This window comes from uncultured Mailhella sp., assembly GCF_947631555.1.
GTDB lineage: Bacteria > Desulfobacterota > Desulfovibrionia > Desulfovibrionales > Desulfovibrionaceae > Mailhella.
The window spans coordinates 20,097-42,076 of the sequence record NZ_CANRLT010000015.1 but is presented as its reverse complement, the minus strand read 5'-3'; the positions used below and the strand labels follow the sequence as shown (position 1 = coordinate 42,076).

The following is a 21,980-nucleotide window of genomic DNA, read 5'->3' as shown; positions in this document are numbered from 1 at the left end:
ACAAACCCATTTTTAACAAAAGCCTCAGAACCACATTTCCGGCAATGCATCTCGGTACCCTCCGTTTTTTTTTGAAGGATAGCATAATTTCAAACATTTGTCATTATAAAAGTCAGTGTCTCCTGTTGTTCGGCCTGTTGCTCTTCTGGACATTTCGGACTATGCTGACAGACAGTGGTCATCCGATGAGATGAGGATGTCCCGTCTGTGGCACATGTTGCAATCCTGTACTTCTGAATTTGTCCGAACTTAAACTTTAGGAAACGACTGTATGAACAAACAGCAGCTTGCGGCCAAGATTTGGGAATCAGCGAATAAAATGCGTTCCAAAATTGAGGCTAATGAATATAAGGACTATATTCTTGGTTTTATATTTTATAAGTTTCTTTCTGATAAAGAAGTTCAGTTTTTGAAAAAAAACGATTGGACTGATGAATATATTGTTGACCTGAATGAAGATGATGCAGAGTCTGTGCAGATGGTTCGGCAGAATATTGGCTATTTCATATCCTACGATGGGCTTTTTTCCACATGGATAGCCAAAGGTATGGATTTTTCCGCTTCTGACGTAACGGATGCCATTTCTGCTTTTAATCGAAATATCAATCCCCATCACAAAAAAGTATTTGAGGGTATTTTCAAAACACTGGAAACCGGCCTTTCCAAGCTGGGGGAAACTTCCGGGGCACGAACAAAAGCCATCCGTGATTTGATTTATTTGATAAAAGACATTCCCATGGATGGCCGGCAGGATTATGATGTTCTTGGTTTCATTTATGAATATCTGATCAGCAACTTTGCGGCGAATGCCGGGAAAAAGGCGGGCGAGTTCTACACTCCCCATGAAGTCTCGCTGCTCATGTCAGAAATTGTGGCGCATCATCTGAAGGGAAGAAGTGCGATAAAGATTTACGATCCGACAAGCGGTTCCGGCTCTTTGCTGATCAATATCGGAAAAAGTACGGCACGCTATGTGGGCAGTGAAGATCATATTCAATACTATGCACAGGAGCTGAAGGAAAACACCTACAATCTGACACGCATGAATCTTGTCATGCGCGGTATTCTGCCGGACAATATTTTTACTCGCAACGGCGATACGCTAGAGGATGACTGGCCGTATTTTGATGAAAATGACCCGGTAAATACATATAATCCCCTTTATGTGGATGCCGTAGTCTCCAATCCTCCCTATTCCCAGGCATGGAATCCATCGGACAAGGAAAACGACGCACGCTATGCCTCGTTCGGTCTGGCCCCGCGCGGCAAGGCTGATTACGCCTTTCTGCTGCATGATTTATATCATCTGAAGCCGGACGGCATTATGACTATTGTCTTGCCTCATGGCGTTCTTTTTCGCGGAGGCGAAGAGGGGAATATCCGTAAGAATCTGATTGAACAGAATCACATAGATGCCATTATCGGCCTTCCGGCCAACATTTTTTTCGGAACGGGAATTCCCACCATTATCATGGTATTGAGGCAGAAAAGGAAAAATACGGATGTCCTTATTATTGATGCCTCCAGGGGATTCGCCAAGCAGGGAAAGAGCAACGTCCTGCGTGCCTGTGATATCAAAAAGATAGTGGATGCGGTCACACAGCGAACCTCGGCAGATAAATTTTCCCGTGTCGTCAGCCGTGAGGAAATCCGTGAGAATGAGTATAATCTGAATATTCCTCGTTATGTGGATTCTTCCGAAGAAACGGAAAGCTGGGATATCTGGGCTACCATGTTTGGCGGCATTCCTGATGTGGAACTTGCCGGACTGCGCGATTACTGGGCCGCTTTTCCCTCGCTCAAGGAAGCGCTGTTCCGGCCTTTGAATGAAGCCTATTATGAATTGAAGGTTGAAAAACTGAAGGATGCCGTTCTCGGCCATCCGGACATTACAGCATTTACCGGCCGGTATGCCGGAGCGTTCGCCACGTTTCCCGATTTTCTGAACACGGAACTGTTGAGCAGGATGGAGACTGTGAATACGGCGCGTACGGAAAATGTTCTTAGCGAGGACATTTTCAGGCGGTTGGATTCAATGCCGCTGATTGACCCGTATGAGGCGTATCAGCTTCTTGACAAGCGCTGGAACGACATTGCCGTTGACCTTGAAATCCTTCAGACCGAAGGCCTTGCCGTCGCGCGGCAGGTTGATCCGCGCATGGTCGTCAGGAAGAAGGACAACAGGGATGTGGAAGTGCAGGATGGCTGGCAGGGGCATGTCATTCCCTTTGAGCTGGTGCAGGCTCGTCTGTTGGCGGATAAACTGCAAGCCCTGAAGGAAGAAGAGGAAAAGCTGGCCGATTTTGCCGGACAATATGAAGAATTGCTGAATGAATTAAGCGATGAGGACAGGGAGCAGCCCTTTGTCAACGAGGAAGTCTTTGTCCCTGCTGAGGTGAAAAAGGCGCTTAAGGCTGGAGCGCTGGACGAGACGACGCTTGCCATCCTCAAAAAAGTGGACGTGCTGGGCAGCAGGGAAAAAAGCCTCAAAAAGAAAATCAAGGAAGACTCCGCCGCACTGCACATGCAGACAAAGCATGTCATTGAGAATCTTAGTGACGAGCAGATTTTTGACTTGTTGCGCCGCAAGTGGATAACGCCCCTTGTTGAAGACTTGAATGCTCTGCCTCTGAGTGTGGTTCACAAATTGATTGCCCGCCTTGAAGCTCTGTGCACGAAGTATGAGACGACCTTCGCTGGCGTAGACAGTGAAATTGATGAAACGGAAACGGTGCTCAATGGGCTGATTGATGAACTGACCGGAAATGCTTTTGACATGCAAGGGCTTGCGGAACTGAAAAAGCTGCTGGGAGGCGAATAGTATGTCCGAACATGCCGGAAAACCAGAGATTCGCTTCGCCGGATTTACGGAAGCTTGGGAACAGCGTAAGCTGGGGGAGATAACCGTCTTTAATCCCAAAGCGGAATTGCCGGACGTATTTGAGTATGTTGATCTTGAGTCTGTTGTTGGGACTGAAATGCTTTCGCATAGAACAGAAACCAAGCACACTGCCCCATCACGAGCGTAGCGTTTAGCGCGGACTGGAGATTTGTTTTATCAGACCGTCAGACCATACCAAAAAAACAATTATCTGTTTGAAAATCCTGATAAACACTATGTTTTTTCGACAGGATATGCTCAAATGCGGCCTCTGGTAGATAGTCGTTTTTTACTATGTCTTGTTCAGAACAACAATTTTGTAAAAGTCGTATTAGATAATTGTACGGGAACAAGTTATCCCGCCATTAACGCAAACGATTTGGCAGAAATTATGGTCTATGTGCCGAGGAATGAGTACGAGCAAAAGCAAATCGGCACCTTCTTTCGCTCCCTCGACAACCTTATCACCCTTCATCAGCGTAAGGTTGCCTTGCTGCAAAATATCAAGAAAGCCTGCCTAGAAAAGATGTTTGCATAGGGGAAGTCTTATGACATTGGAAAACAAACTAGGTTTGACCGAGGCGGCGGAACTTGCCCGCGTTGAGGAAAAACTGAGCAAGGCAAAGGCTGCACGGCTTTTTGAACAAGGCCTGCTGGATACCTTTCCAACAGGCACTTTTGCCGGACTCGCAGCTATCCATAAGTTTTTGTTTGAGGATATTTATCCCTTTGCGGGGCAGATACGGCAGGTGAATATTTCCAAGGGGCAATTCCGTTTTGCATCTGCTCTTTATCTGGAGGATGCCTTGCGGCGTATAGATGATATGCCGCAAAGCAGCTTTGATGAAATCGTGGAAAAGTATGTGGAAATGAATGTGGCTCATCCTTTTCGGGAAGGCAATGGCCGCAGCGCCCGCATCTGGCTGGACGCCATGCTGAAAAAGGAATTGGGCGTGATAGTGGACTGGGGCGGAATAGACCGGGAAGCATATTTGCAGGCAATGGAACGCAGTCCTGTGAATGATGTGGAAATTAAGGAACTTCTGAAAAAGGGACTGACCGATCAGGTCAATGACCGGACCGTCTATATGAAGGGTATTGACGCAAGCTACCACTATGAAGGTTATCATATCTTTCGTACAGAAGATCTGATCCATAATTGACGCGGGGAAAGCATGACATTTTGTAATGAAAAAGATTTTGAGAATGCGCTTATTGCCATGCTGCCTGGGATCGGGTGGGAGAATTCGGTTCTGGAAAATTATGATGAAGCCAGGCTCTTGCAGAACTGGGCCGATATTCTGTTTGAAAATAACAGAGGTATAGATCGTCTCAATGATTTTCCTCTGACGAAAGGAGAGATGCAACAGATTCTGGAGCAGGTGAAAGAACTCAGAACACCGCTCAGGCTTAATGGTTTCATCAATGGCGGCAGTGTTCAGATTACCCGTGATAATCCTGAGGATACGCTGCACTTTGGCAAAGAGATTTCCCTGAAAATTTATAACCGCAAAGAAATAGCCGCTGGTCAGAGCCGTTATCAGATAGCCCGGCAGCCTCGGTTTTCCGTCAAATCAAAAATACTTAATGATCGCCGGGGAGATGTGCTGTTGCTGATCAACGGCATGCCGGTCATCCATGTTGAATTGAAAAAAAGCGGCGTGCCTGTCAGCCAGGCTTGTAATCAAATCCAAAAATATGCTGCCGAGGGCTGCTTTACGGGTTTATTCTCGCTGGTACAGGTTTTTGTGGCCATGAACCCTGAAGAAGCGCTCTATTTTGCCAATCCCGGCCCGGAGGGTACATTTAATCCTGATTATTATTTTCATTGGGCCGATTTTTATAACGAACCAATCAACAGGTGGGACAAGTTCACCCGCGACCTGCTTTCCATCCCCATGGCGCATCAGCTTATCGGTTTTTACACCGTAGCCGATGATTCGGACGGCATATTGAAGGTGATGCGGAGTTACCAGTATCAGGCTGCCAATGCTATTTCCGACAAGGTGAGCAAAGCCCGCTGGGAAGCTGCACCGTTGGGCGCAAATCAGCGCGGTGGCTTTGTCTGGCATACCACAGGCTCCGGGAAGACCATGACTTCCTTCAAGTCCGCCCAGCTGATCGCTTCCTCCAGGGATGCCGACAAGGTCGTATTTCTGATGGATCGTATTGAACTTGGGACGCAGAGCTTAAAGGAATATCGGGGATTTGCTGAAGAAAATGAAGATGTGCAGGCAACGGAAAATACAAGCGCTCTTGCCGGTAAACTGAAAAGCAATGACCCGGCCGATACACTGATTGTCACGTCCATCCAGAAAATGAGCAATATCAGGAATGAGGGTGAATATGGTCTGAATGCTGCGGACTTGGAAAAAATGCGATCCAAACGCATTGTCTTTATTGTGGATGAATGTCATCGCTCCACATTTGGAGATATGTTGCTGGTTATCAAGGCAACATTCCCCCTGGCCATGTTCTTTGGTTTTACTGGGACGCCGATTCACGAAGAAAATCAAAAGAAGAAAAGTACGACAGCTACCGTGTTCGGCAATGAATTACACCGGTACAGTATTGCTGACGGAATACGCGATAAAAATGTACTTGGATTTGACCCTTATAAAGTAACGACGTACAGAGATCAGGATGTTCGGAAGGCTGTTGCGCTGGAACGGGCCAGAGCCTCAGATGAGGATGAGGTGCATTCCGACCCTGAAAAAGAAAAAATTTTCTATAAGTACATGAATATGCCCATGGCGGGGCATACCGATGCCGAGGGAAAGTATCGCAAGGGCATTGAGGACTATATTCCTCCTGCCCAGTATCAAACCCCTGAGCATCAAAACAAGGTTATGGAAGATATTCTGGAAAATTGGTCAGCGCTCAGCCATGGAGGCAAATTTCACGCAATTTTTGCTACATCATCCATTCCTGAAGCCATAGAATACTATCGTCTTTTTACGTCTGCCAATACAAAGCTCAAAATTACCGCCTTGTTTGACCCTAATATTGATAATGATGATGCCGCAAAGTCTCTCGACAAGGAGGCTGGGCTGAAAGAAATTGTTGAGGACTATAATGCGCACTACGGGCAACATTTCAGTATTCCCACTTTTTCCGCTATGAAAAAAGATATTGCCTCCAGACTTGCGCATAAAAAACCGTATGAACGCATTGAACGGGAACCAGAAAAGCAGCTCAATCTTTTGATTGTGGTCGATCAGATGTTGACGGGATTTGACTCAAAATGGGTCAATACGCTTTATCTGGATAAACTGCTTCAATATGAAAATATCATTCAGGCCTTTTCCCGTACCAATCGCCTTTTTGCACAGGACGAAAAACCATTTGGAACCATTAAATATTATCGTTATCCGCATACGATGGAGAAAAACATTGAGGCTGCCGTAGCTCTGTATTCCGGAAACAAGCCGCTTGCCCTCTTTGTTCAGAAGCTCCCCGAAAATATTGAGGGGATGAACAGACTGTTTGCACAAATTTCCGATTTGTTTAACAGCGCAGGAATTGAAAATTTCAGCAAACTTCCTGACGATACTTCGGAGCGGAATAGATTTGTCAAGTTATTTAATGAGTTTAACAGATATTTTTCCGCCGCGAAAGTGCAGGGCTTTTCATGGGATAAGACATGCTATAAATTTATGGACAGGCAGACAAAAAGTCTGGAGAGTATAGAAGTTATAATTGATAAATATACATATAACACCCTTGTAAAGCGGTATCAGGAGTTACATTCTGATATAGCTGATGGAAATAATGAAGACGCTGCCCCGTATGATCTTGTTGGATATATCACAACTATTGATACGGATAAAATTGACTCAGATTATATGAACAGTCGTTTTGTAAAGTATATCAAGACTTCGCGTCAAGAAAATATAAGTGAGAAAGAAAAACAACAAGCTCGGAACGAGCTGCATAAAACATTTGCAAGTCTTTCGCAGGAAGAGCAAAAGGTGGCAAATATTTTGCTTCATGAGATGCAGCGAGAAGATTTTGTTTATGAAGAGGGAAAGACTTTTCGAGATTATATTGCAGAGTATCTTTCAAGAAAGCATGACGAACGCATTCACGACCTGGCCACTGTTTTAGGCCTTGATGAAAAGATGTTGTCCAATATGATGAAGTTGCATTTAACAACACAAAACATCAATGAGTTTGGTCGATACGACGCATTGAAAAGCACCATAGACAAACAGAAGGCCAAAGTATATTTTGAATTCCTGGAAGGGAAAACGCTTCTTCCTCCAAAAGTAGTGGTAAAAGCGGATAATTTTCTCCGGGAATTTATCATCAGCGGCGGCTTTGATATTCAAAAGCCGGAAACTTACGATTAACCAAAGTGGAATGCTCATTTTGCATTTAAAGGGCCGGGGCTGCTGCTCCGGCCCATTTCGTATGTTTGGGAACAGCGTAAGCTGGGGGAGATAACTACTATAATAATGGGACAATCACCTAAAGGAGCCAACTACACATCAAATCCCAATGATCATATTTTGATTCAAGGTAATGCAGATCTTACTGATGGTTGGCTTACTCCTAGGGTTTGGACTACCGAAGTCACCAAAAAATGTACCCCAAAAGATATTATTTTCACTGTAAGAGCACCAGTAGGAGATATTGGGAAAACAGCTTACCACGCGGTTTTAGGCCGAGGTGTTGCTGCTATAAAGGGAAATGAATTTATTTATCAACAGCTCAAACATCTTAAAAACATTGGTTATTGGAAAAGTCTTTCGGCTGGGTCTACTTTTGAATCAATAAACTCTAAAGAGTTGGAAAATACAGCTTTTTGTGTTCCTAGCAGAACAGAACAATACAAAATTGGGGAGCTATTCCGCCACCTCGACCGCCTTATCACCCTTCATCAGCGTAAGCGCATTTTACACTCAACAGGAGGTAGAAGTATGTTAAGCAAGGTAAAAGCAACGGATCTTTTTTACCAATATTATGCACGTTGGATAAGAGTGTATAAAGATGGTGCTGTCAGAAATGTAACGATGAAAAAATATCTTATGACGCAGTCATGGATAACAAAGCTGGCACCTGATCTTCGTCTATGTGATATTACACGCGCAACATACCAGCAACTGCTCAACGATTATGCAGTATTTCATGAGCGCCAGACGACTATGGATTTTCATCATCAGCTGAAAGGAGCCATTCTTGATGCTATTGATGAAGGATTAATCGTAAAAGATCCAACACGAAAGGTAATTATAAAAGGGAAAAATCCTCGTGACAAGAAAATAAAATACCTGAATCAATTTGAACTGCATAAGCTTTTATCCAGCTTGAATCTCCATAGGGGAATAAGCTGGGACTGGCTGATTCTGCTTGTGGCAAAGACGGGGATACGCTTTTCAGAAGCATTAGCCATCACCCCAAAAGACTTTGATTTTGCGCATCAAACGTTGTCCATCAGCAAGACATGGGACTACAAAGGAAAAGGAGGTTTTCTCCCGACAAAAAATATATCATCGGTGCGTAAAATTCAGATTGACTGGCAGACGGTTATTCAATTTTCAGAACTTGTCAAAAATATGTCACCAGCAGAGCCCATCTTTGTTTTAAAAGAGCATATGTATAACTCAACAGCAAATTCAATACTAGCAAGGCATTGTAGAAATGTTGGAATTCCTGTAATTTCCATTCATGGATTACGGCATACTCATGCCTCATTATTATTGTTTGCAGGAGTATCAATTGCCAGTGTGGCACGCAGGCTTGGGCATTCCAGCATGACAACAACACAAAAAACGTATCTTCATATTATCCATGAACTTGAAAATCAAGACGTTGATTTGGTGATGCGTTCCATATCAAGTCTTAGTTGACAAGTTTATAGATATTGTACAGTGATGCGGATGAAGGGAGTTAAGCTTTGCCGAAGCGGAGCATATAGTTAATTCAGTATGTTATCATGTGACTACATAGGATACCCCCTGACATTGGAAAAAAGAGAGCTGCCAATCCTTTTTTGTGCCACACGTTCTCCGCTTCGGCAAAGCGCATTGCGCGCAAAGTACCGCAAAACACACCCGCCGCGAGACACGGCCCGCTGATAAACCAGCCGGAGGGCATGTGCAGAACCTCCGCCAAAGGAACATTTCTCCCCGTGTCGAGGCGGAAGCCCGCCCAGAGCATCAGGCTCCCATAGGCCAGCAGCCACATCGGCATCAATTGCCGTATTGAATCTTTGAAGTAAGGTTTTGAGCTTCTTTCACCACTCGGCCGGTGAGCCTGGCTTGCGCGGAAGTCTCCTTTTCGGCGGCAGCGGCCATGCCGCCCATGATGACACAGGACGCTTCGGTGATTTTCTCCGGCAACGCTTCATCTTACTTCCTTTATGGTTTGAGATCTCGGCCTTTAGGCCGATAGAGCCTCACCCCGCCCTGAAGGGCTTTGCTGCATTATTGCTAGTAGACGCGCTGATATTCCATCGCGGCCAGCAACGGCCAGAGTGCGTCGTCCTTCCGGAGCGTCCTTCCGGAGATTCAAGCTGTTGCCGATTTCGCGCAGGCGGGCCTTTTCCGCTTCGGACCATTCCCTGCCGCACGCCTTGCCGAGATCAATCACAGTATCCAGGCTCATCAAAAAGTCCTGACCAGTACTCCATTCGGCAACCTCGCTTTCAGCATAGCCGCTGCATTAAGGCAAGGTTTAAGATGCCTGTTTGCTCCGCTTCGGCGGTGTGACCATGTTCGCAGGCGAAGCCTGACGAACACGCCGCCTGCGCTATCTGCTCGCTGACGCTCGCGCCTCCGGCGGATAAGGATTTAGGCTTTACTTGCCTTTTCCTTCCTTAGACCGCCAGCAGATGCCTTTCGCCGAACTGGAAGTTCGGCGCTGTTCGCGCTTTTCCGGCAGGAAAAGCAAGATGCCTTCCTCTGCCTTTCTTTCCCAGCGTACACGCAACACCCTGAAGGGCTTTGCTATCTTAATATTTTATATTTGAATTTATACTTTCTTAACCATTCCTTGAACAGCTTATGATAAAGATGCAGCCGGTGGATGACAGGGAACGATACCCGCAGTCCGGCATTTTTCAAAGCTTCTCTGAGTTCATTTTCTAATCCACCTGGATAATTATTAAGCATTTTGTTAATGAAGAAATCACCCCATTTCTCATGGAAGTTTATATCCATGCCTTCTTCTTTCGCTATATTGTTCAGCATATCGCAGTAATTCGAGCGCATGGCGTGCATTTTTTCTATGGTTCTATTGCGTATTTCCTCTGGGCTGATAGTCAGGGCAAGCGCCTTATCTACCGCTTCTGCCACGGATTTTGGATCTGGATCGGTATAAATAACATAATCTTTATCAAAAAACTCATCTCTGCCTCCGATGCTGGCAGTGGTAACCACAGGCAGGCCGCATAAAAGATATTCGGCGGAGGCAAAGCATGCGCCCTCATAAGGAGAGAGAATAACCCCGCACCTGCTTTGCGCGTAGATATCGTTGACATCCTCACGCGACAGCCATTTCCATTGGCCATTCTGATATTGCGGAAAGTTCATATTCTTGCATACGCCCCGCCCATCTTCAGTAACATAGGGGACAATGGTTCTGGCATAATCCTGATCGGATGGGTCAAGAAAATAGGTTATAAGGCATGAATTTTTTATATCTCTGGCTAACTCTATTCGTTTGTATGGACTCATTCTTGAGTTTATAACAGCATCATATTTTTTCTGCTTTTCACTGTTAATTGTGTACAGATGTTCGTCAAGAAAAGCGTTATGACTACATAAGCAAGAGCGAATATTTTTTGAGCGCAGGGCGTCAAGTTCCTTTGGCTCATTGGCAAGAATAGTTACTATGATGTTTGGATATTTTCTTTTATATTTGAAATACTCATTTGCAAGAAGTTCAAGTCTGTTGTTTTGCAATATTGTCCAAGTTAGGGTAATAGTGATATGTACATGGCCATTGTTCTTGCCTATATACGGAGAGATTTGCGGTATGGGAGAGAGAACATTGCCAAAATTATATCCATGAATGATCCTTGGGCAGTCAGAGACGAAGTGGATGGCTGTCATGGAAAACTCCTTCGGTGATGTCGTGACGGATAAGGCGGCAGGCTGAAGTCCGGGCGGTTGTCCCGCCAGTCAGGTTGACATCCTCCCCCTCCTGAAGTCTGGGGATTCCCAGCGGAAGCCATCTTACGACAGCATCCCTGAGCGGGTTCCTGCTTCAACGGGACTGCCCGGAGGAACAAGGCCTGGTTTTCGCCGTAACTATTCCCACGTGGGGAATGTTACGGATTCGAACCAACCGCCTGTTCCCCCAGGTCTCACTCTCTCCACAGGCTGACACGGCATGTCCTGCCGCCGTGTTGGAAATTAACAAACAAAAGACAGAAGTGTCAAATTCCAGACAAGGAGCGCCTTATATCCTCCCCCTGAAGGGAGAGATTTTACGGCGCATTGGATAAAAGCGGGGCGCATGGCCGCTCACGCCGTCTTGCGGCATGAAGGTTCTCCGAACGCCGCCATGCAGCTCACAAAATTCCCTTTTTACGGAGTCCCGGACTATCGCGGAAGCAGACGTCCGGCAAGAGGCAGGAGCGATTGGTTTTGCGTCAGCCGTTCTAGCTGACGGGAGGGAACGTGACAGACGTTGACGCCTGCCCTGCCCGTGAGCGTTCTGTGTCCGTCCGCTAGTGGCTTTCCAGCCTCTGTTCGAGATCCGGGTCGAGAGTTACGCGGAACGCGCCTTCGCTGCGGTCGATGCGCACGGTGCCCGGGGCGGCGTTCTTCATGGGATGGATGAACCTGGCCAGGGCGTACTGGATTTCTGCACGTTCCTGATATTTCTGCCAGCTCTTCAGGGCGGCCAGAGCGCCGGCTTCGAGCAGGGTGCGTTCCGGCACGTCCTGCGCGGAGTGGTCGCGCCGGATGATGACGTGGGCGCCTGGCCCGTCTGCCGTGTGCAGCCAGTAGTCGTGGGGCGCGGCGAGCTTGAGGACAAGCCCGTTGCCCTTGCTGTCCCTGCCGCGCAGGATGAGAAAGCCGTCGCTGCTGCGAAAGGCCTGCACCTGCCTGGGCAGTCCGGGATCCGCGGCCTTGACGCTTTGCCGCGGAAGCTGGGGGGCGTTTGCCGGAAGGGAAGTTCCGTTCACGGCGGCGAGGCTGCGCAGTGCCGCGGCTTCGGCCCTGGCCTTTTCCTCCCGCACGGCTTCCCTCCGCAGGGCGAGATGTTCAAGCCCGCGGCGTCCCCGCCCGGCCTGACGGAAGAGTTCCAGCATGTTTTCCCGCACGGTGCGCGAGCCGTCGAGGGGCAGGACAACCGGGCCTTCAGGGCTGTCGAGAGTGACATGGGTGTGCTTTTCCCATGCATCGAAACGGTAGAGCTGGCTTTGGAGCAGGAGTGCGTCCTTCTGACGGTCGCGCAGGGCGGAAAGACGCTGCTCTTCGGCGTCGAGCTTTTTCAGGAGGCGCTCCAGCCGTGCGGCTTCGGCGGAGAAGGGCCGGGCCGCCGCAAGGCGCGCCTGTTCGGAAAGGGCGCCGTAGACCTGTTCTCCGGCCCGGCTCAGGGCAGTCAGCGGATCAGCGCAGGCCGTCTCACGCCAGCGCCCCTTCAGGCCCTCAAGCTGTGCGGGCGGAAGAGGCCACGCCGAAACTTCGCACCGCCCGTCATCGTTTTCGTAGAGAAAAACGTCCCCGTCTCCGGCTTCGAGGTCGGCGAGCAGGGCGGCGGCGTCCAGGGGGTCGAGGTGGGGCAGCGTGCGGCGCAGGGCCGGGGTGAGCACGTCCCAGCCGCGCCAGCCGTCCGGATCTGTGGGCAGTGCGGAAGGCCAGAGGGGTTCTTCGGGAGGCGGAGGCGCTTCAAAGCCGAGGGACGGGCCTTCGCGCAGGTCGAGGCAGAGCCAGGGCTGGGAGAGTCCGGAAAACCCGAGCCAGAGGCGGCGGGCCGTCCAATGGCAGACGGCGCGGACGACGCGTTCCCCCGAAAGGTGCTTGCGCAGGCGCATGACAAAGGCCGGGGGCTGGGCGTTCACCGGCACACGGTGATCAGAGACGAAGAGCAGCGGGGAAGAACGCCCGGAGCGGAGGGTGAGAAAGCGCTTGCCGTCTCCGCTGCGGCCTCCGTAGAGCGTGAAGACGATAAGACCCGGAGCCGGGGCGTGGATTTTTTCCATCCTTGCGCCCGAAAGTCCGGGGATGAGCGCGGAACAGAACCTGCGGAAAAGGTGGGCGTCCATAAGGCCCTGTGCGGGGACAGCGTGAGTTCAGGGCGGGCTAACTGCCCCGGATCTCCTCGCCTTCTTCCTGTTTGGCTTTGCAGGCCACGCAAAGAGTGGTGACGGGGCGGGCTTTCAGACGCGCGAGACTGATCTCTTCGCCGCATTCCTCGCAGATGCCGTATTCTCCGTCGTCCAGGCGTTTGAGGGCTTCCTGAATCTTGGTGATGAGTTTGCGTTCACGGTCGCGGATGCGCAGAGTGAAAGACCTGTCGGATTCCGCAGTGGCTCTGTCGGAAGGGTCGGCGAAGGCGGTTTGGGTGTCGGTCATCTCCTCAATGGTCGAGTCGCCGTTATGCTGGGCCTCGACGAGCATGTGGTTCAGGAGATCGCGAAAGTATTCCAAGTCTTGGGGAGTCAAGGTTCCTCCTGGCGCAGCGAGACGCCATACCTTTTGAGATAAGGTCTTTTAAACTAAAACTTTTTTTCTGTAAAGGAAATTTTTAAGGCCGCGTACTCTCTTCCCGGAAACGGGCCAGCGCAAGGCGCAGCGTGTCAAAATCAGCGATGGATGCCTCGGAAAGTCCTTCGGTCTGGAAGGTCAGGAAGGGGATGCCCGCCGCCTGCGCCGCGTCCCGATCCGTGACGCTGTCGCCGAGGAAGAGAAGGGCAGTGGGGGGCAGGTTCCACTGCCGGGCGATGGCCAGCGCCCCGTCGGGGAAGGGTTTGGGGCGGCGCACATGGCTGGCCAGCACGATCGGGTCGAAGTAGCCCCGCAGGCGGCAGTTGCCGAGGATCGTGTCCATGCCGTCCTCGCGGTTGGTGTCCATGCCCAGGCGGATGCCGGTCTCCCGGCACAGGTCGAGCAGCGCATGGATACCCGGGTAGTGCGTGATTTTCGGCAGGATGTCCCGTTCGTAGTCAATGCGCTTTGCGGCGTCGCGCAGGAGGGGCAGAAGGGCGCTGGGGCAGAGGGAGTTCAGGGCTTGGTGCACGGTGGCCATCTGCACGAAGTCCTCCTGTTCCGGCGTGAGCGGCGGGATGCCGAGATGAGCGCGCAGGGCGTTGTAGTAGCCGATATTGGCCTTTCGGGAATCGATGACGACACCGTCACAGTCAAAGATGATGCCCTTGGGCGCGGCGTGAAACGAATCTTCGAGCCAGTGGAAAAGCCCGGATACGGAAAGATGGGACATGGAGGCCTCAGGGACGGGGCAGGATGAGGGTGAGCGGGCGTTCGAGGGTTTCCGGCGTGAGCGTGTCTTCCAGAGCCTTCAGCGCGTTTCGTCCGCAGAGCCGGGCGAGGCTGCGGGCGGAGAGGCCTCGGGCTTCGCATCCGGGAAGCGGGCACTCTTCCGCCGTGCCCAGAACGGCGAGGGCGGCGGCCATGGCGCTGCTGTTCACGAAGAAGGCGGTGGGGGCGGGCATGTCCGGCAGGAAGGTCAGAGCCGCGGCGAGCGGGACGGTCCAGTCGGGCAGGGGATGGCCGGCGGGCAGGGGCACGGGGGCTTCTTTCCGCGCCTCTCCGGAAAGGAGCGCGGTCAGGCTGCGCCGCCGCTCCCGGACGCGCTGTTCCAGCGCCGTGAGTTCCAGCGCCTGTTCTTCCTGAAGCCAGGTCAGAAGCAGCGTCTTCTGGGCGCGGAGACGGGGCGGGAGCGAAGCGTCTTCCGCCGGTGCGCCGAGCATTTCCCGCAGAGCGTCGCGTTCCGCCCGGCTGAGTCCGGGAGGAGCGGGTTCCGCGCCCAGGGTCAGCACGGGAGTGCCGCTGAACCCGTCGCGGCTGGCGCGGCGAAAGTCTTCGAGACAGGCCGCGGCCTGGCCGCTGTCCCACGGGTACCTGGGCCGCCAGCTTCGCTTCGGCGGAGAAGGCAGACCGGGCCAGAGCGTGAGACAGCCTTCAGGGAGGCAGCTTTCAGGGAGCGGGCACAGTCCGGCGTGAAGCCGGGGCAGGGCGAGGGTGAACGGTGTCGGCATGGAGATTCCTTTGCCGCCAGTATACGGGGAGACAGCCCGCGAGGCAAGAGGAAAACAAAACCGCGGGAGAGGGGGAAGGGGAGGGGGAGGAAAACGAAGAGGGGGGGAGGGGAAGAGGGAAGATGCGCCGCCGTCTGCCCTGCCGCCGCGTTTTCCCGCAGGTTCGGGGCTTGCCATTGCCGCGGCTCTCCCGTATAAACGGAAACGAAATTGAGAGCTTCGGAGGCTGCTATGTTTGGTATCGGCACGCATGAACTTTTGATTATTTTTCTCCTCATTGTCGTGATTTTCGGTGCGAAGCGCCTGCCTGAGATCGGCAGGGGGCTTGGCCGGGCCATCCGTGATTTCCGAAAGGCCGCCTCGGAACCTGACGAAATTGATGTTACCAAAAAGAGCGGCGGCGAGTCCGGCAGCAAAGACGCCTGAAAGCGGGGTGAGCCATGACCACCGTTGAACAGATTTCCGTGTTCGTGGAGAACAGGGCCGGCCAGCTTGGAGACGTGACGCGGATTCTCTATGAGGCCGGGGTGAACATCCGTGCGCTGTCGCTTTCGGACACAACGGATTTCGGCGTGCTGCGGCTCGTGGCGGACGACATTGCCAAAGCCCGCGAAGCCCTGCAGGATGCGGGCTTCACCGTGGGAACCACGCCGGTGGTGGCCGTGGAGGTCTCGGACCGGCCGGGCGGACTGGGCGGCATTCTGGCATTGCTCTCGGAGCACGGCATCAACGTGGAATACCTGTACGCCTACACCCAGCGCGAGTCGTCCAAGGCGACGCTCATTTTCCGTTTCGACCGCAACAAGGACGCCATCGCCGTCCTGCGGGAACAGGGCGTGCGTGTCCTCGGACCGGAGGAACTCGGCGACTGACACCGCACGGCAGGGCGAAACAGCGCCCGGCCCGGCAGGAGTCTGCCGGAAGGGGAAGCGCCGGTTTTTCAGGCCGCCGTGCCGCGTTTGTTTTTTCACCGTTTCCAGGTACGTTTCAGCATCTCGCTGTTCTCTCATGCTTTTCATGCCTCCGGGGCGTGGTTGAGTGCGTTTTTCCAACACCATTCCGGCAGGGTTCGCTCGATGCGGCCTTGCCGGAATGTCGTTTTAAGCGCATTCACAAGCGCGGCACAGCGGAGAGTGCTGAAAAATTTGCGGCAGAAGCCGGGGAGTGCGCTCCGGTGCATGGGTGATGTGAAACGGACGGGTTTCAGAAAAACCACGGGTTTTCGAAAAACCGATGGGTTTTGATGGAAACCCAGGTAGTTTCCGAAAACCGGCGGGTTATGCGAAAACCTAAACCAATCCAAACCAATCCAAGTTAAACCAAACCAAGTTAAACCAAAAAAAGAGAGAGAGAAGAAAAAAGAAGAGAGAAAAAAAGTGTCCCTCCGATGGGGAGGGACACACACGCACACAGCGTAACGGGAACGGGGAGAAAGTCCTCCGTTCCCCCGCAAGCGTTCCGAGGGACTACAGGCCCTTGCTCTGCATGTAGCAGATGAGGTCGACAACGCGGTTGGAGTAGCCCCATTCGTTGTCGTACCAGCTCACCACCTTGGCGAAGGTGCCGTTCTGGACGGTGCAGTATTCGGATTCCACGATGGAGGAACGGCTGTCACCCTTGAAGTCCATGGAGACCAGCGGCAGATCGTTCACGCCGAGTATGCCCTTCAGGCTGGTTTGGGAGGCTTCGCGGAGAGCGGCGATCAGGGTTTCGGCGTCGGTGGACTTTTTCAGGAGGGCGGAGAAGTCCACGATGGACACCGTGGGCGTGGGCACGCGCAGGGCGTAGCCGGTGAACAGGCCCTTCAGGGAGGGGATGACTTCAGCCACGGCCTTGGCCGCGCCGGTGCTCGTGGGGATGATGTTCAGACCGGCGGCGCGGGCGCGGCGCAGATCCTTGTGCGGCAGGTCGAGGATGCGCTGGTCGTTGGTGTAGGAGTGCACCGTGACCATGTTGCCCAGGCTGATGCCGAATTCCTGATCCAGCACCTTGACCACGGGGGCGAGGCAGTTGGTCGTGCAGGAAGCGTTGGACAGGATGTGATGCTTTGCCGGGTCGTACATTTCCTGGTTCACGCCCATGACCACGGTGAGGTCGGGCTGCTTGGCGGGAGCGGTGATGACGACCTTGCGGGCGCCGCGTTCCATGTGTACGGCGGCCTGCTGGGCGCTGCGGAAGATGCCGGTGGATTCCACCACGATGTCCACGCCGAGTTCCTTCCAGGGCAGCTTATTGGGGTCGCGTTCGGCGAGGCAGGCCACGTTCCAGCCGCCGGCCTTGACGGGCGTATATTCCACGCCGCCCACAGAGGCCTTCTCGTCGGAGGGTTCCACATCGAAGGAAGCCTGGCCGTAGGAGCTGTCGTACTTGAGCAGGTGGAAGTTGGTGCGGGCGTCCATGAGGTCGTTGATGGCCACAATCTCGACGTTATCGCGATAGTTGTCGCAGGCAGTGCGGAAAACCTGACGGCCGATGCGTCCGAAGCCGTTGATGGCAATCCTGACTTTTTCCATGATTCCTTTCCTTTAGCCCGGATGACGGGCTTTTCTGATGGGCGGCGCGGTTCCCCGCAGGGTGTGGACGGAACAGCCTCTTCCGTCAGGGGGGGTATGCCGCGGACCGTGTTTTGTGACAAGATTTCGCAAACAAAGGCGAGCATAGCAGAAGAACCTGGGAGCGGCAATTTTTTTGTTTCGGGGAAAAATTTTTAAAAACGGGGAGTACAAGCCTTGCCAAGCTATCCTGGACGCGCTAAATTGCACTTTTTTCTGACGGTTTACCTCTTTCTGTCCGGGCTTTGTCCCGTCCTGCTTCCCGCAGGAGGCGGTGTACGGGCGCTTCCGGCCTGTGCCCGGCGTCTTGCCGGCGTATGGCCCGGCGTTTCTGGAGAATCGGAAAACATGGGGAACATCATGCCTCCTCGCGCTTCTTTCCCGCAGGCTACCGGCGCCGGGGAAAAATCCATACTTCCCGACCTGAGCGGCGTGACGGTGCCGGCGAAACTTGTCACCCGCAAGGCCCGCATTCAGGATGTGGACGGCATGTCCAATCTCATCAACGAGTTCGCCTCGGCGCGCATCATGCTCGCCCGCGGCCCGCTTTACCTGTACCAGAACATCCAGGACTACCGCGTCATCACGGCGGAGAGCGGCGGCCGGGAGCTGGTTCTGGCCTGCGGCGGACTGCATGTGCTGTGGGAGGATCTGGCCGAGGTGCGTTCCGTGGCCGTCCATCCGGCGCTTCAGCGCAGGGGCTTCGGCCGCCGCGTTGTCCTCGATCTCATCGAAGACGCGCGGAGGCTGGGAGCGGGCCGGGTGTTCACCTTCACGCTGGCGCCTGAGTTCTTCGCCTCGCTGGGCTTTGCCGCCGTGGCGCGGGATACGCTTTCCCCCGTGGTCTGGGCGGAATGCAGCAAGTGCCCCAAATTCTACAAATGCGACGAAGTCGGCATGATGCTGCACTTCTGATCCCCCCCTCTGCAGGAGGCTTTTCATGCAAAAGTTCAAGAACAGGGATTTTCTCAAGATTGCCGATTTTCAGCCGGATGAGCTTGACTATCTGCTCCGCCTGGCCGCCCGCCTCAAGCAGGCGCGCAGGGAGGGCCGGGAGCAGCGTTTCCTGGAAAACAAGAACATCGCCCTGATCTTTGAAAAAACGTCCACCCGCACCCGCTGCGCCTTTGAGACGGCCATCCACGACCAGGGCGCGCACTGCACCTACCTGAGCGAAGGCTCGCAGATCGGCAGGAAAGAGTCCATGGCCGACACCGCCCGCGTGCTCGCCCGCATGTTCGACGGCATCGAATACCGCGGCTTCGGCCAGCACATCGTGGAGCAGCTTGCCGCGTTTTCCGATGTTCCCGTGTGGAACGGGCTTACCAACGAGGCGCATCCCACGCAGGTGCTCGCGGACTTTCTCACCATGCGGGAACATGCCGGCAAGCCCCTGAACGAAGTCACCTTCGCCTACATCGGGGACGCCCGCTACAACATGGGCAATTCCCTGATGATGGGCGCGGCGAAGATGGGCATGAAGTTCCGTTCCGTGGCTCCGCGCGCTCTTCAGACCAGCGGCGGCGTCTACGAACAGTGCCTTGCCGTGGCCCGCGGGACGGGCGCGGAAATTGTGCGTACCGACAACGTGGCCGAGGGACTGAAGGGCTGCGATTTCGTCTATACCGACGTGTGGGTGTCCATGGGCGAACCCGAGGAAGTCTGGAAGGAGCGCATCGACCAGCTCCTGCCCTACCAGGTGAACGCCCGCAGCATGGAGTTCACCGGCAACCCCGGCTGCAAGTTCATGCACTGCCTGCCTTCCTACCACAACCGGGAAACCGCCGTGGGTGAGTCCATTTACCAGAAATTCGGACTGGACGGCCTGGAAGTGACCGAAGAAGTCTTCGAGTCGCCCAACTCCATCGTTTTCGATGAGGCCGAAAACCGTATGCACACCATCAAGGCGGTGATGGTGGCCACACTGGCGGACATTCCGCCCATCTTCTTCGACGACTGAACCTCCCCCTTTCTGCCCTCGGACGTGCCCGGTTCCGCGCCGGGCATATCTGTTCCCGGCACGGCACAAAAGACGGCAGGTTTTTTCATTTTTGGCAAAAAGAACGGCCCGGCAAGGCCCGAGCGGACAAAAATTTGAAAAAAATCAGCATGTCGCTTGCTTTTTTGTTTTCATAAATGTAAAGTCCCCCCTGCTGAGAAAATTGTTGAGGAGTCAATTTTATGGAGTTTATCACTCAGGTTATTACGGTACTGGACGACATCGTCTGGGGTCCGATCATGATGGCCCTCATCCTGGGCACGGGCCTTTATCTGACGGTCGGCCTGCGCTTTGTTCCCTGGCTTAAACTCGGGGAAGGTATGCGGCTGACCTGGCACGGCCGCACGAAGAACGATGAGGTTCACGGCGAGCTTTCGCCCTTCCAGGCACTCATGACGGCACTCGCGGCCACGGTCGGCACGGGGAACATCGCCGGCGTTGCCACGGCCATCTTTACGGGCGGCCCGGGCGCGCTGTTCTGGATGTGGTGCACCGCCATGGTCGGCATGGCCACCAAGTTCGCGGAAACCGTCCTTGCCCAGAAATATCGTGAAGTCACCCCCGCCGGGCATGTGGTGGGCGGCCCCATGTACTACATCAAGAACGGCCTCGGCCCCCGCTGGGCCTGGCTTGGTTCGCTGTTTGCCATTTTCGGCGGTCTGTGCGGATTCGGCATCGGCAACATGACGCAGGCCCATTCCATTGCTGACTCGATGCACGCCTCCTTCGGCATTCCGGTGGAAGTGACGGCCGTCGCGGTCTTCGTCCTGCTTGCCATCGTGGTGCTGGGCGGCGTTTCGCGCATCGGCGCGGTGTCGGGCAAGCTGGTTCCCTTCATGTCCGTGGTGTACGTTCTGTGCGCGGTGGTGGTCATCGGCATGAACCTTGACAAGGTTCCCGGCGTGTTTGCCCTCATCATCCACGATGCCTTCACGGGTACGGCCGCCCTCGGCGGTTTTGCCGGAGCCACGGTCATGCAGGCCCTGCGCATGGGCGTTGCCCGCGGCATCTTCTCCAACGAAGCCGGTCTCGGCTCCGCGGCCATGGCTCACGCCACCGCCACCACGGACGACGCCGTGGCCATGGGCTATGTGGGTATGCTTGGCCCGTTCATCGACACCATCATCATCTGCACCATGACCGGCCTGACCATTCTGTGCTCCGGTCTCTGGAACATTGAGGGCGCCGTTTCCGGCGCTCCGCTCACCTCGGCGGCCTTTGAAGCCTCCCTGCCCGGCATCGGCTCGGCCATGGTGGCCATCTGCCTGGCCATGTTCGCCTTCTCCACCATTCTCGGCTGGTGCGTGTACAGCGAACGCTGCTGGATCTACCTGCTGGGCGACCGCGCGCTCAAGCCTTTCCGCATCATCTTCGTCTGCGTTGTGCCCGTGGGCGCCATGCTCTCCCTTGACCTTGCCTGGCTCATCGCCGACGTGCTGAACGCGCTTATGGCCGTGCCCAACCTCATCGGCCTGCTCCTGCTCAGCCCCGTCCTGTTCAAGATGGTTCGGGAATACAACACGAAGAACTAGTTTTTTCAAGAACGCCTCTGCGAGTGCCGGTCCGTGCGCGGACCGGCACTTTTCTTTTTCCCGTCTCCGCGCTATGTTCGGGGCGTTCCGTTCCCTTTCGCCCGCCTGTGCCATGCCCCGGATATTGCTCCACGTCTGCTGCGGCCCGTGTTCGCTCATGCCCATCGTCCGCCTCCGCGAGGAGGGTTGGGAGGTCACGGCCTTTTTTTACAATCCCAACATCCATCCGCAGGACGAGTGGATGCGGAGGCTTGAGGCCATGCGCCAGGCCGCGGACGCCCTGAACGTGCCGCTCATGGAGGAGGGGGAAGCCGTTGTGCCCGCGTTCTGGGTGAAGGCGCTTGACGGGACGCTTGAGGAAGGGGAGCGCTGTCGCCTCTGCTACCGGCCGCGTATGGAGCGCACGGCAGAACGTGCGACGGCTCTGGGTTTTGAGGCGTTCACTTCCAGCCTGCTCTATTCCGTGTATCAGCATCATGAAACTATCCGCGCCGAGGCGGAACGTGCGGCAGAACACTGCGGCGCGGCCTTTCTCTATCGGGACTTCCGGCCGTGGTGGAGGGACGGCATCGCCCTGTGCCGCGAACTGGGACTGTACCGGCAGAAGTGGTGCGGCTGCATCCTGAGCCGCAGGGAAGCGCTCATCCAGCAGGAGGCTGCGGCACGGCGCAAGGCCGCAGAACAGGAGGCGAAGCGTGAACGGGCGGCCCGCCTTGCCGCTGAAGCCGAAGAGCGCCGCCGGCGCCGGGAGGCGGCCGAGGCGAAAAAGAGGCTGCGGGAGAAGTGGGCGCTTATGCGCGGCGCACTCCAGGGCTGATTATTTTTTAAGGATACGGCAGAG

The 21,980-nt window shown here is 53.9% G+C and carries 20 protein-coding genes; 12 read left to right on the top strand and 8 right to left on the bottom strand.

The features are described from left to right. Nucleotides 1–271: 271 nt before the first annotated feature. The 6 genes from Q0Z94_RS03755 to Q0Z94_RS03730 are packed head-to-tail and all read left to right on the top strand — an operon-like array spanning nt 272 to nt 8,733. A complete protein-coding gene (locus tag Q0Z94_RS03755) occupies nt 272–2,821 on the top strand; it encodes a type I restriction-modification system subunit M (RefSeq protein WP_298067684.1) in 2,550 nt (849 codons plus the stop codon). A gap of 1 nt (nt 2,822) precedes the next feature. After that, nucleotides 2,823–3,029 (top strand): hypothetical protein, encoded by a 207-nt coding sequence (locus Q0Z94_RS03750; RefSeq protein ID WP_298067683.1) that lies wholly within the window; start codon nt 2,823–2,825, stop codon nt 3,027–3,029. 21 nt (nt 3,030–3,050) lie between these two features. Continuing rightward, the gene (locus tag Q0Z94_RS03745) at nt 3,051–3,419 is read left to right on the top strand and encodes a restriction endonuclease subunit S (RefSeq protein WP_298067682.1); all 369 of its coding nucleotides are present in this window, start codon (nt 3,051–3,053) and stop codon (nt 3,417–3,419) included. Between the two features lie 10 nt (nt 3,420–3,429). Next, nucleotides 3,430–4,044, top strand: coding sequence for a protein adenylyltransferase Fic (gene fic, locus Q0Z94_RS03740; protein WP_298067681.1), 615 nt, complete (start codon nt 3,430–3,432; stop codon nt 4,042–4,044). A 12-nt stretch (nt 4,045–4,056) separates the two neighbouring features. Next, a complete protein-coding gene (locus tag Q0Z94_RS03735) occupies nt 4,057–7,233 on the top strand; it encodes an HsdR family type I site-specific deoxyribonuclease (protein ID WP_298067680.1) in 3,177 nt (1,058 codons plus the stop codon). Nucleotides 7,234–7,272: 39 nt separating this feature from the next. Then, the gene (locus Q0Z94_RS03730; RefSeq protein WP_366517568.1) at nt 7,273–8,733 is read left to right on the top strand and encodes a tyrosine-type recombinase/integrase; all 1,461 of its coding nucleotides are present in this window, start codon (nt 7,273–7,275) and stop codon (nt 8,731–8,733) included. 342 nt (nt 8,734–9,075) lie between these two features. On the opposite strand, the gene Q0Z94_RS03725 is transcribed toward Q0Z94_RS03730, so the two are convergent. From Q0Z94_RS03725 to Q0Z94_RS03695, 7 genes are all read right to left on the bottom strand, one after another. Then, nucleotides 9,076–9,225 (bottom strand): hypothetical protein, encoded by a 150-nt coding sequence (locus Q0Z94_RS03725; RefSeq protein ID WP_298067679.1) that lies wholly within the window; start codon nt 9,223–9,225, stop codon nt 9,076–9,078. A gap of 40 nt (nt 9,226–9,265) precedes the next feature. Further along, on the bottom strand, nt 9,266–9,490 hold the full coding sequence (locus tag Q0Z94_RS03720) for a hypothetical protein (protein WP_298067678.1): 225 nt from the start codon (nt 9,488–9,490) through the stop codon (nt 9,266–9,268). Nucleotides 9,491–9,831: 341 nt separating this feature from the next. Next, nucleotides 9,832–10,938, bottom strand: a complete 1,107-nt coding sequence (locus tag Q0Z94_RS03715) for a glycosyltransferase (protein ID WP_298067677.1) — start codon at nt 10,936–10,938, stop codon at nt 9,832–9,834. Between the two features lie 620 nt (nt 10,939–11,558). Continuing rightward, nucleotides 11,559–13,103: an NFACT RNA binding domain-containing protein gene (locus Q0Z94_RS03710; protein ID WP_298067676.1), complete on the bottom strand. Its 1,545-nt coding sequence runs from the start codon at nt 13,101–13,103 to the stop codon at nt 11,559–11,561. A 37-nt stretch (nt 13,104–13,140) separates the two neighbouring features. Beyond that, nucleotides 13,141–13,503: an RNA polymerase-binding protein DksA gene (dksA, locus tag Q0Z94_RS03705; protein ID WP_298067675.1), complete on the bottom strand. Its 363-nt coding sequence runs from the start codon at nt 13,501–13,503 to the stop codon at nt 13,141–13,143. 82 nt (nt 13,504–13,585) lie between these two features. Continuing rightward, complete coding sequence (locus Q0Z94_RS03700) at nt 13,586–14,278, bottom strand: HAD hydrolase-like protein (protein ID WP_298067674.1); 693 nt, start codon at nt 14,276–14,278, stop codon at nt 13,586–13,588. A 7-nt stretch (nt 14,279–14,285) separates the two neighbouring features. Beyond that, nucleotides 14,286–15,056, bottom strand: coding sequence for a hypothetical protein (locus tag Q0Z94_RS03695; RefSeq protein ID WP_298067673.1), 771 nt, complete (start codon nt 15,054–15,056; stop codon nt 14,286–14,288). 231 nt (nt 15,057–15,287) lie between these two features. Here Q0Z94_RS03695 and Q0Z94_RS03690 point away from each other — a divergent pair, with 231 nt between their 5' ends. Together Q0Z94_RS03690 and Q0Z94_RS03685 are read left to right on the top strand one after the other, a co-directional pair. After that, on the top strand, nt 15,288–15,482 hold the full coding sequence (locus tag Q0Z94_RS03690) for a twin-arginine translocase TatA/TatE family subunit (RefSeq protein WP_298067672.1): 195 nt from the start codon (nt 15,288–15,290) through the stop codon (nt 15,480–15,482). 14 nt (nt 15,483–15,496) lie between these two features. After that, nucleotides 15,497–15,928, top strand: coding sequence for an ACT domain-containing protein (locus Q0Z94_RS03685; RefSeq protein WP_298067671.1), 432 nt, complete (start codon nt 15,497–15,499; stop codon nt 15,926–15,928). Nucleotides 15,929–16,522: 594 nt separating this feature from the next. Here Q0Z94_RS03685 and gap read toward each other — a convergent pair. Beyond that, a complete protein-coding gene (gap, locus tag Q0Z94_RS03680) occupies nt 16,523–17,569 on the bottom strand; it encodes a type I glyceraldehyde-3-phosphate dehydrogenase (RefSeq protein ID WP_298067670.1) in 1,047 nt (348 codons plus the stop codon). A 243-nt stretch (nt 17,570–17,812) separates the two neighbouring features. Between gap and Q0Z94_RS03675 the strand changes: the two genes are divergently transcribed. The 4 genes from Q0Z94_RS03675 to Q0Z94_RS03660 all read left to right on the top strand — a co-directional run bounded on the left by Q0Z94_RS03675 (nt 17,813) and on the right by Q0Z94_RS03660 (nt 21,956). Continuing rightward, a complete protein-coding gene (locus tag Q0Z94_RS03675) occupies nt 17,813–18,523 on the top strand; it encodes an N-acetyltransferase (RefSeq protein WP_298067669.1) in 711 nt (236 codons plus the stop codon). A 25-nt stretch (nt 18,524–18,548) separates the two neighbouring features. Further along, on the top strand, nt 18,549–19,568 hold the full coding sequence (gene argF, locus Q0Z94_RS03670; protein WP_298067668.1) for an ornithine carbamoyltransferase: 1,020 nt from the start codon (nt 18,549–18,551) through the stop codon (nt 19,566–19,568). Between the two features lie 221 nt (nt 19,569–19,789). Continuing rightward, nucleotides 19,790–21,139 (top strand): sodium:alanine symporter family protein, encoded by a 1,350-nt coding sequence (locus Q0Z94_RS03665; RefSeq protein ID WP_298067667.1) that lies wholly within the window; start codon nt 19,790–19,792, stop codon nt 21,137–21,139. 112 nt (nt 21,140–21,251) lie between these two features. Next, nucleotides 21,252–21,956: an epoxyqueuosine reductase QueH gene (locus Q0Z94_RS03660; protein ID WP_298067666.1), complete on the top strand. Its 705-nt coding sequence runs from the start codon at nt 21,252–21,254 to the stop codon at nt 21,954–21,956. Nucleotides 21,957–21,980: the final 24 nt, after the last annotated feature.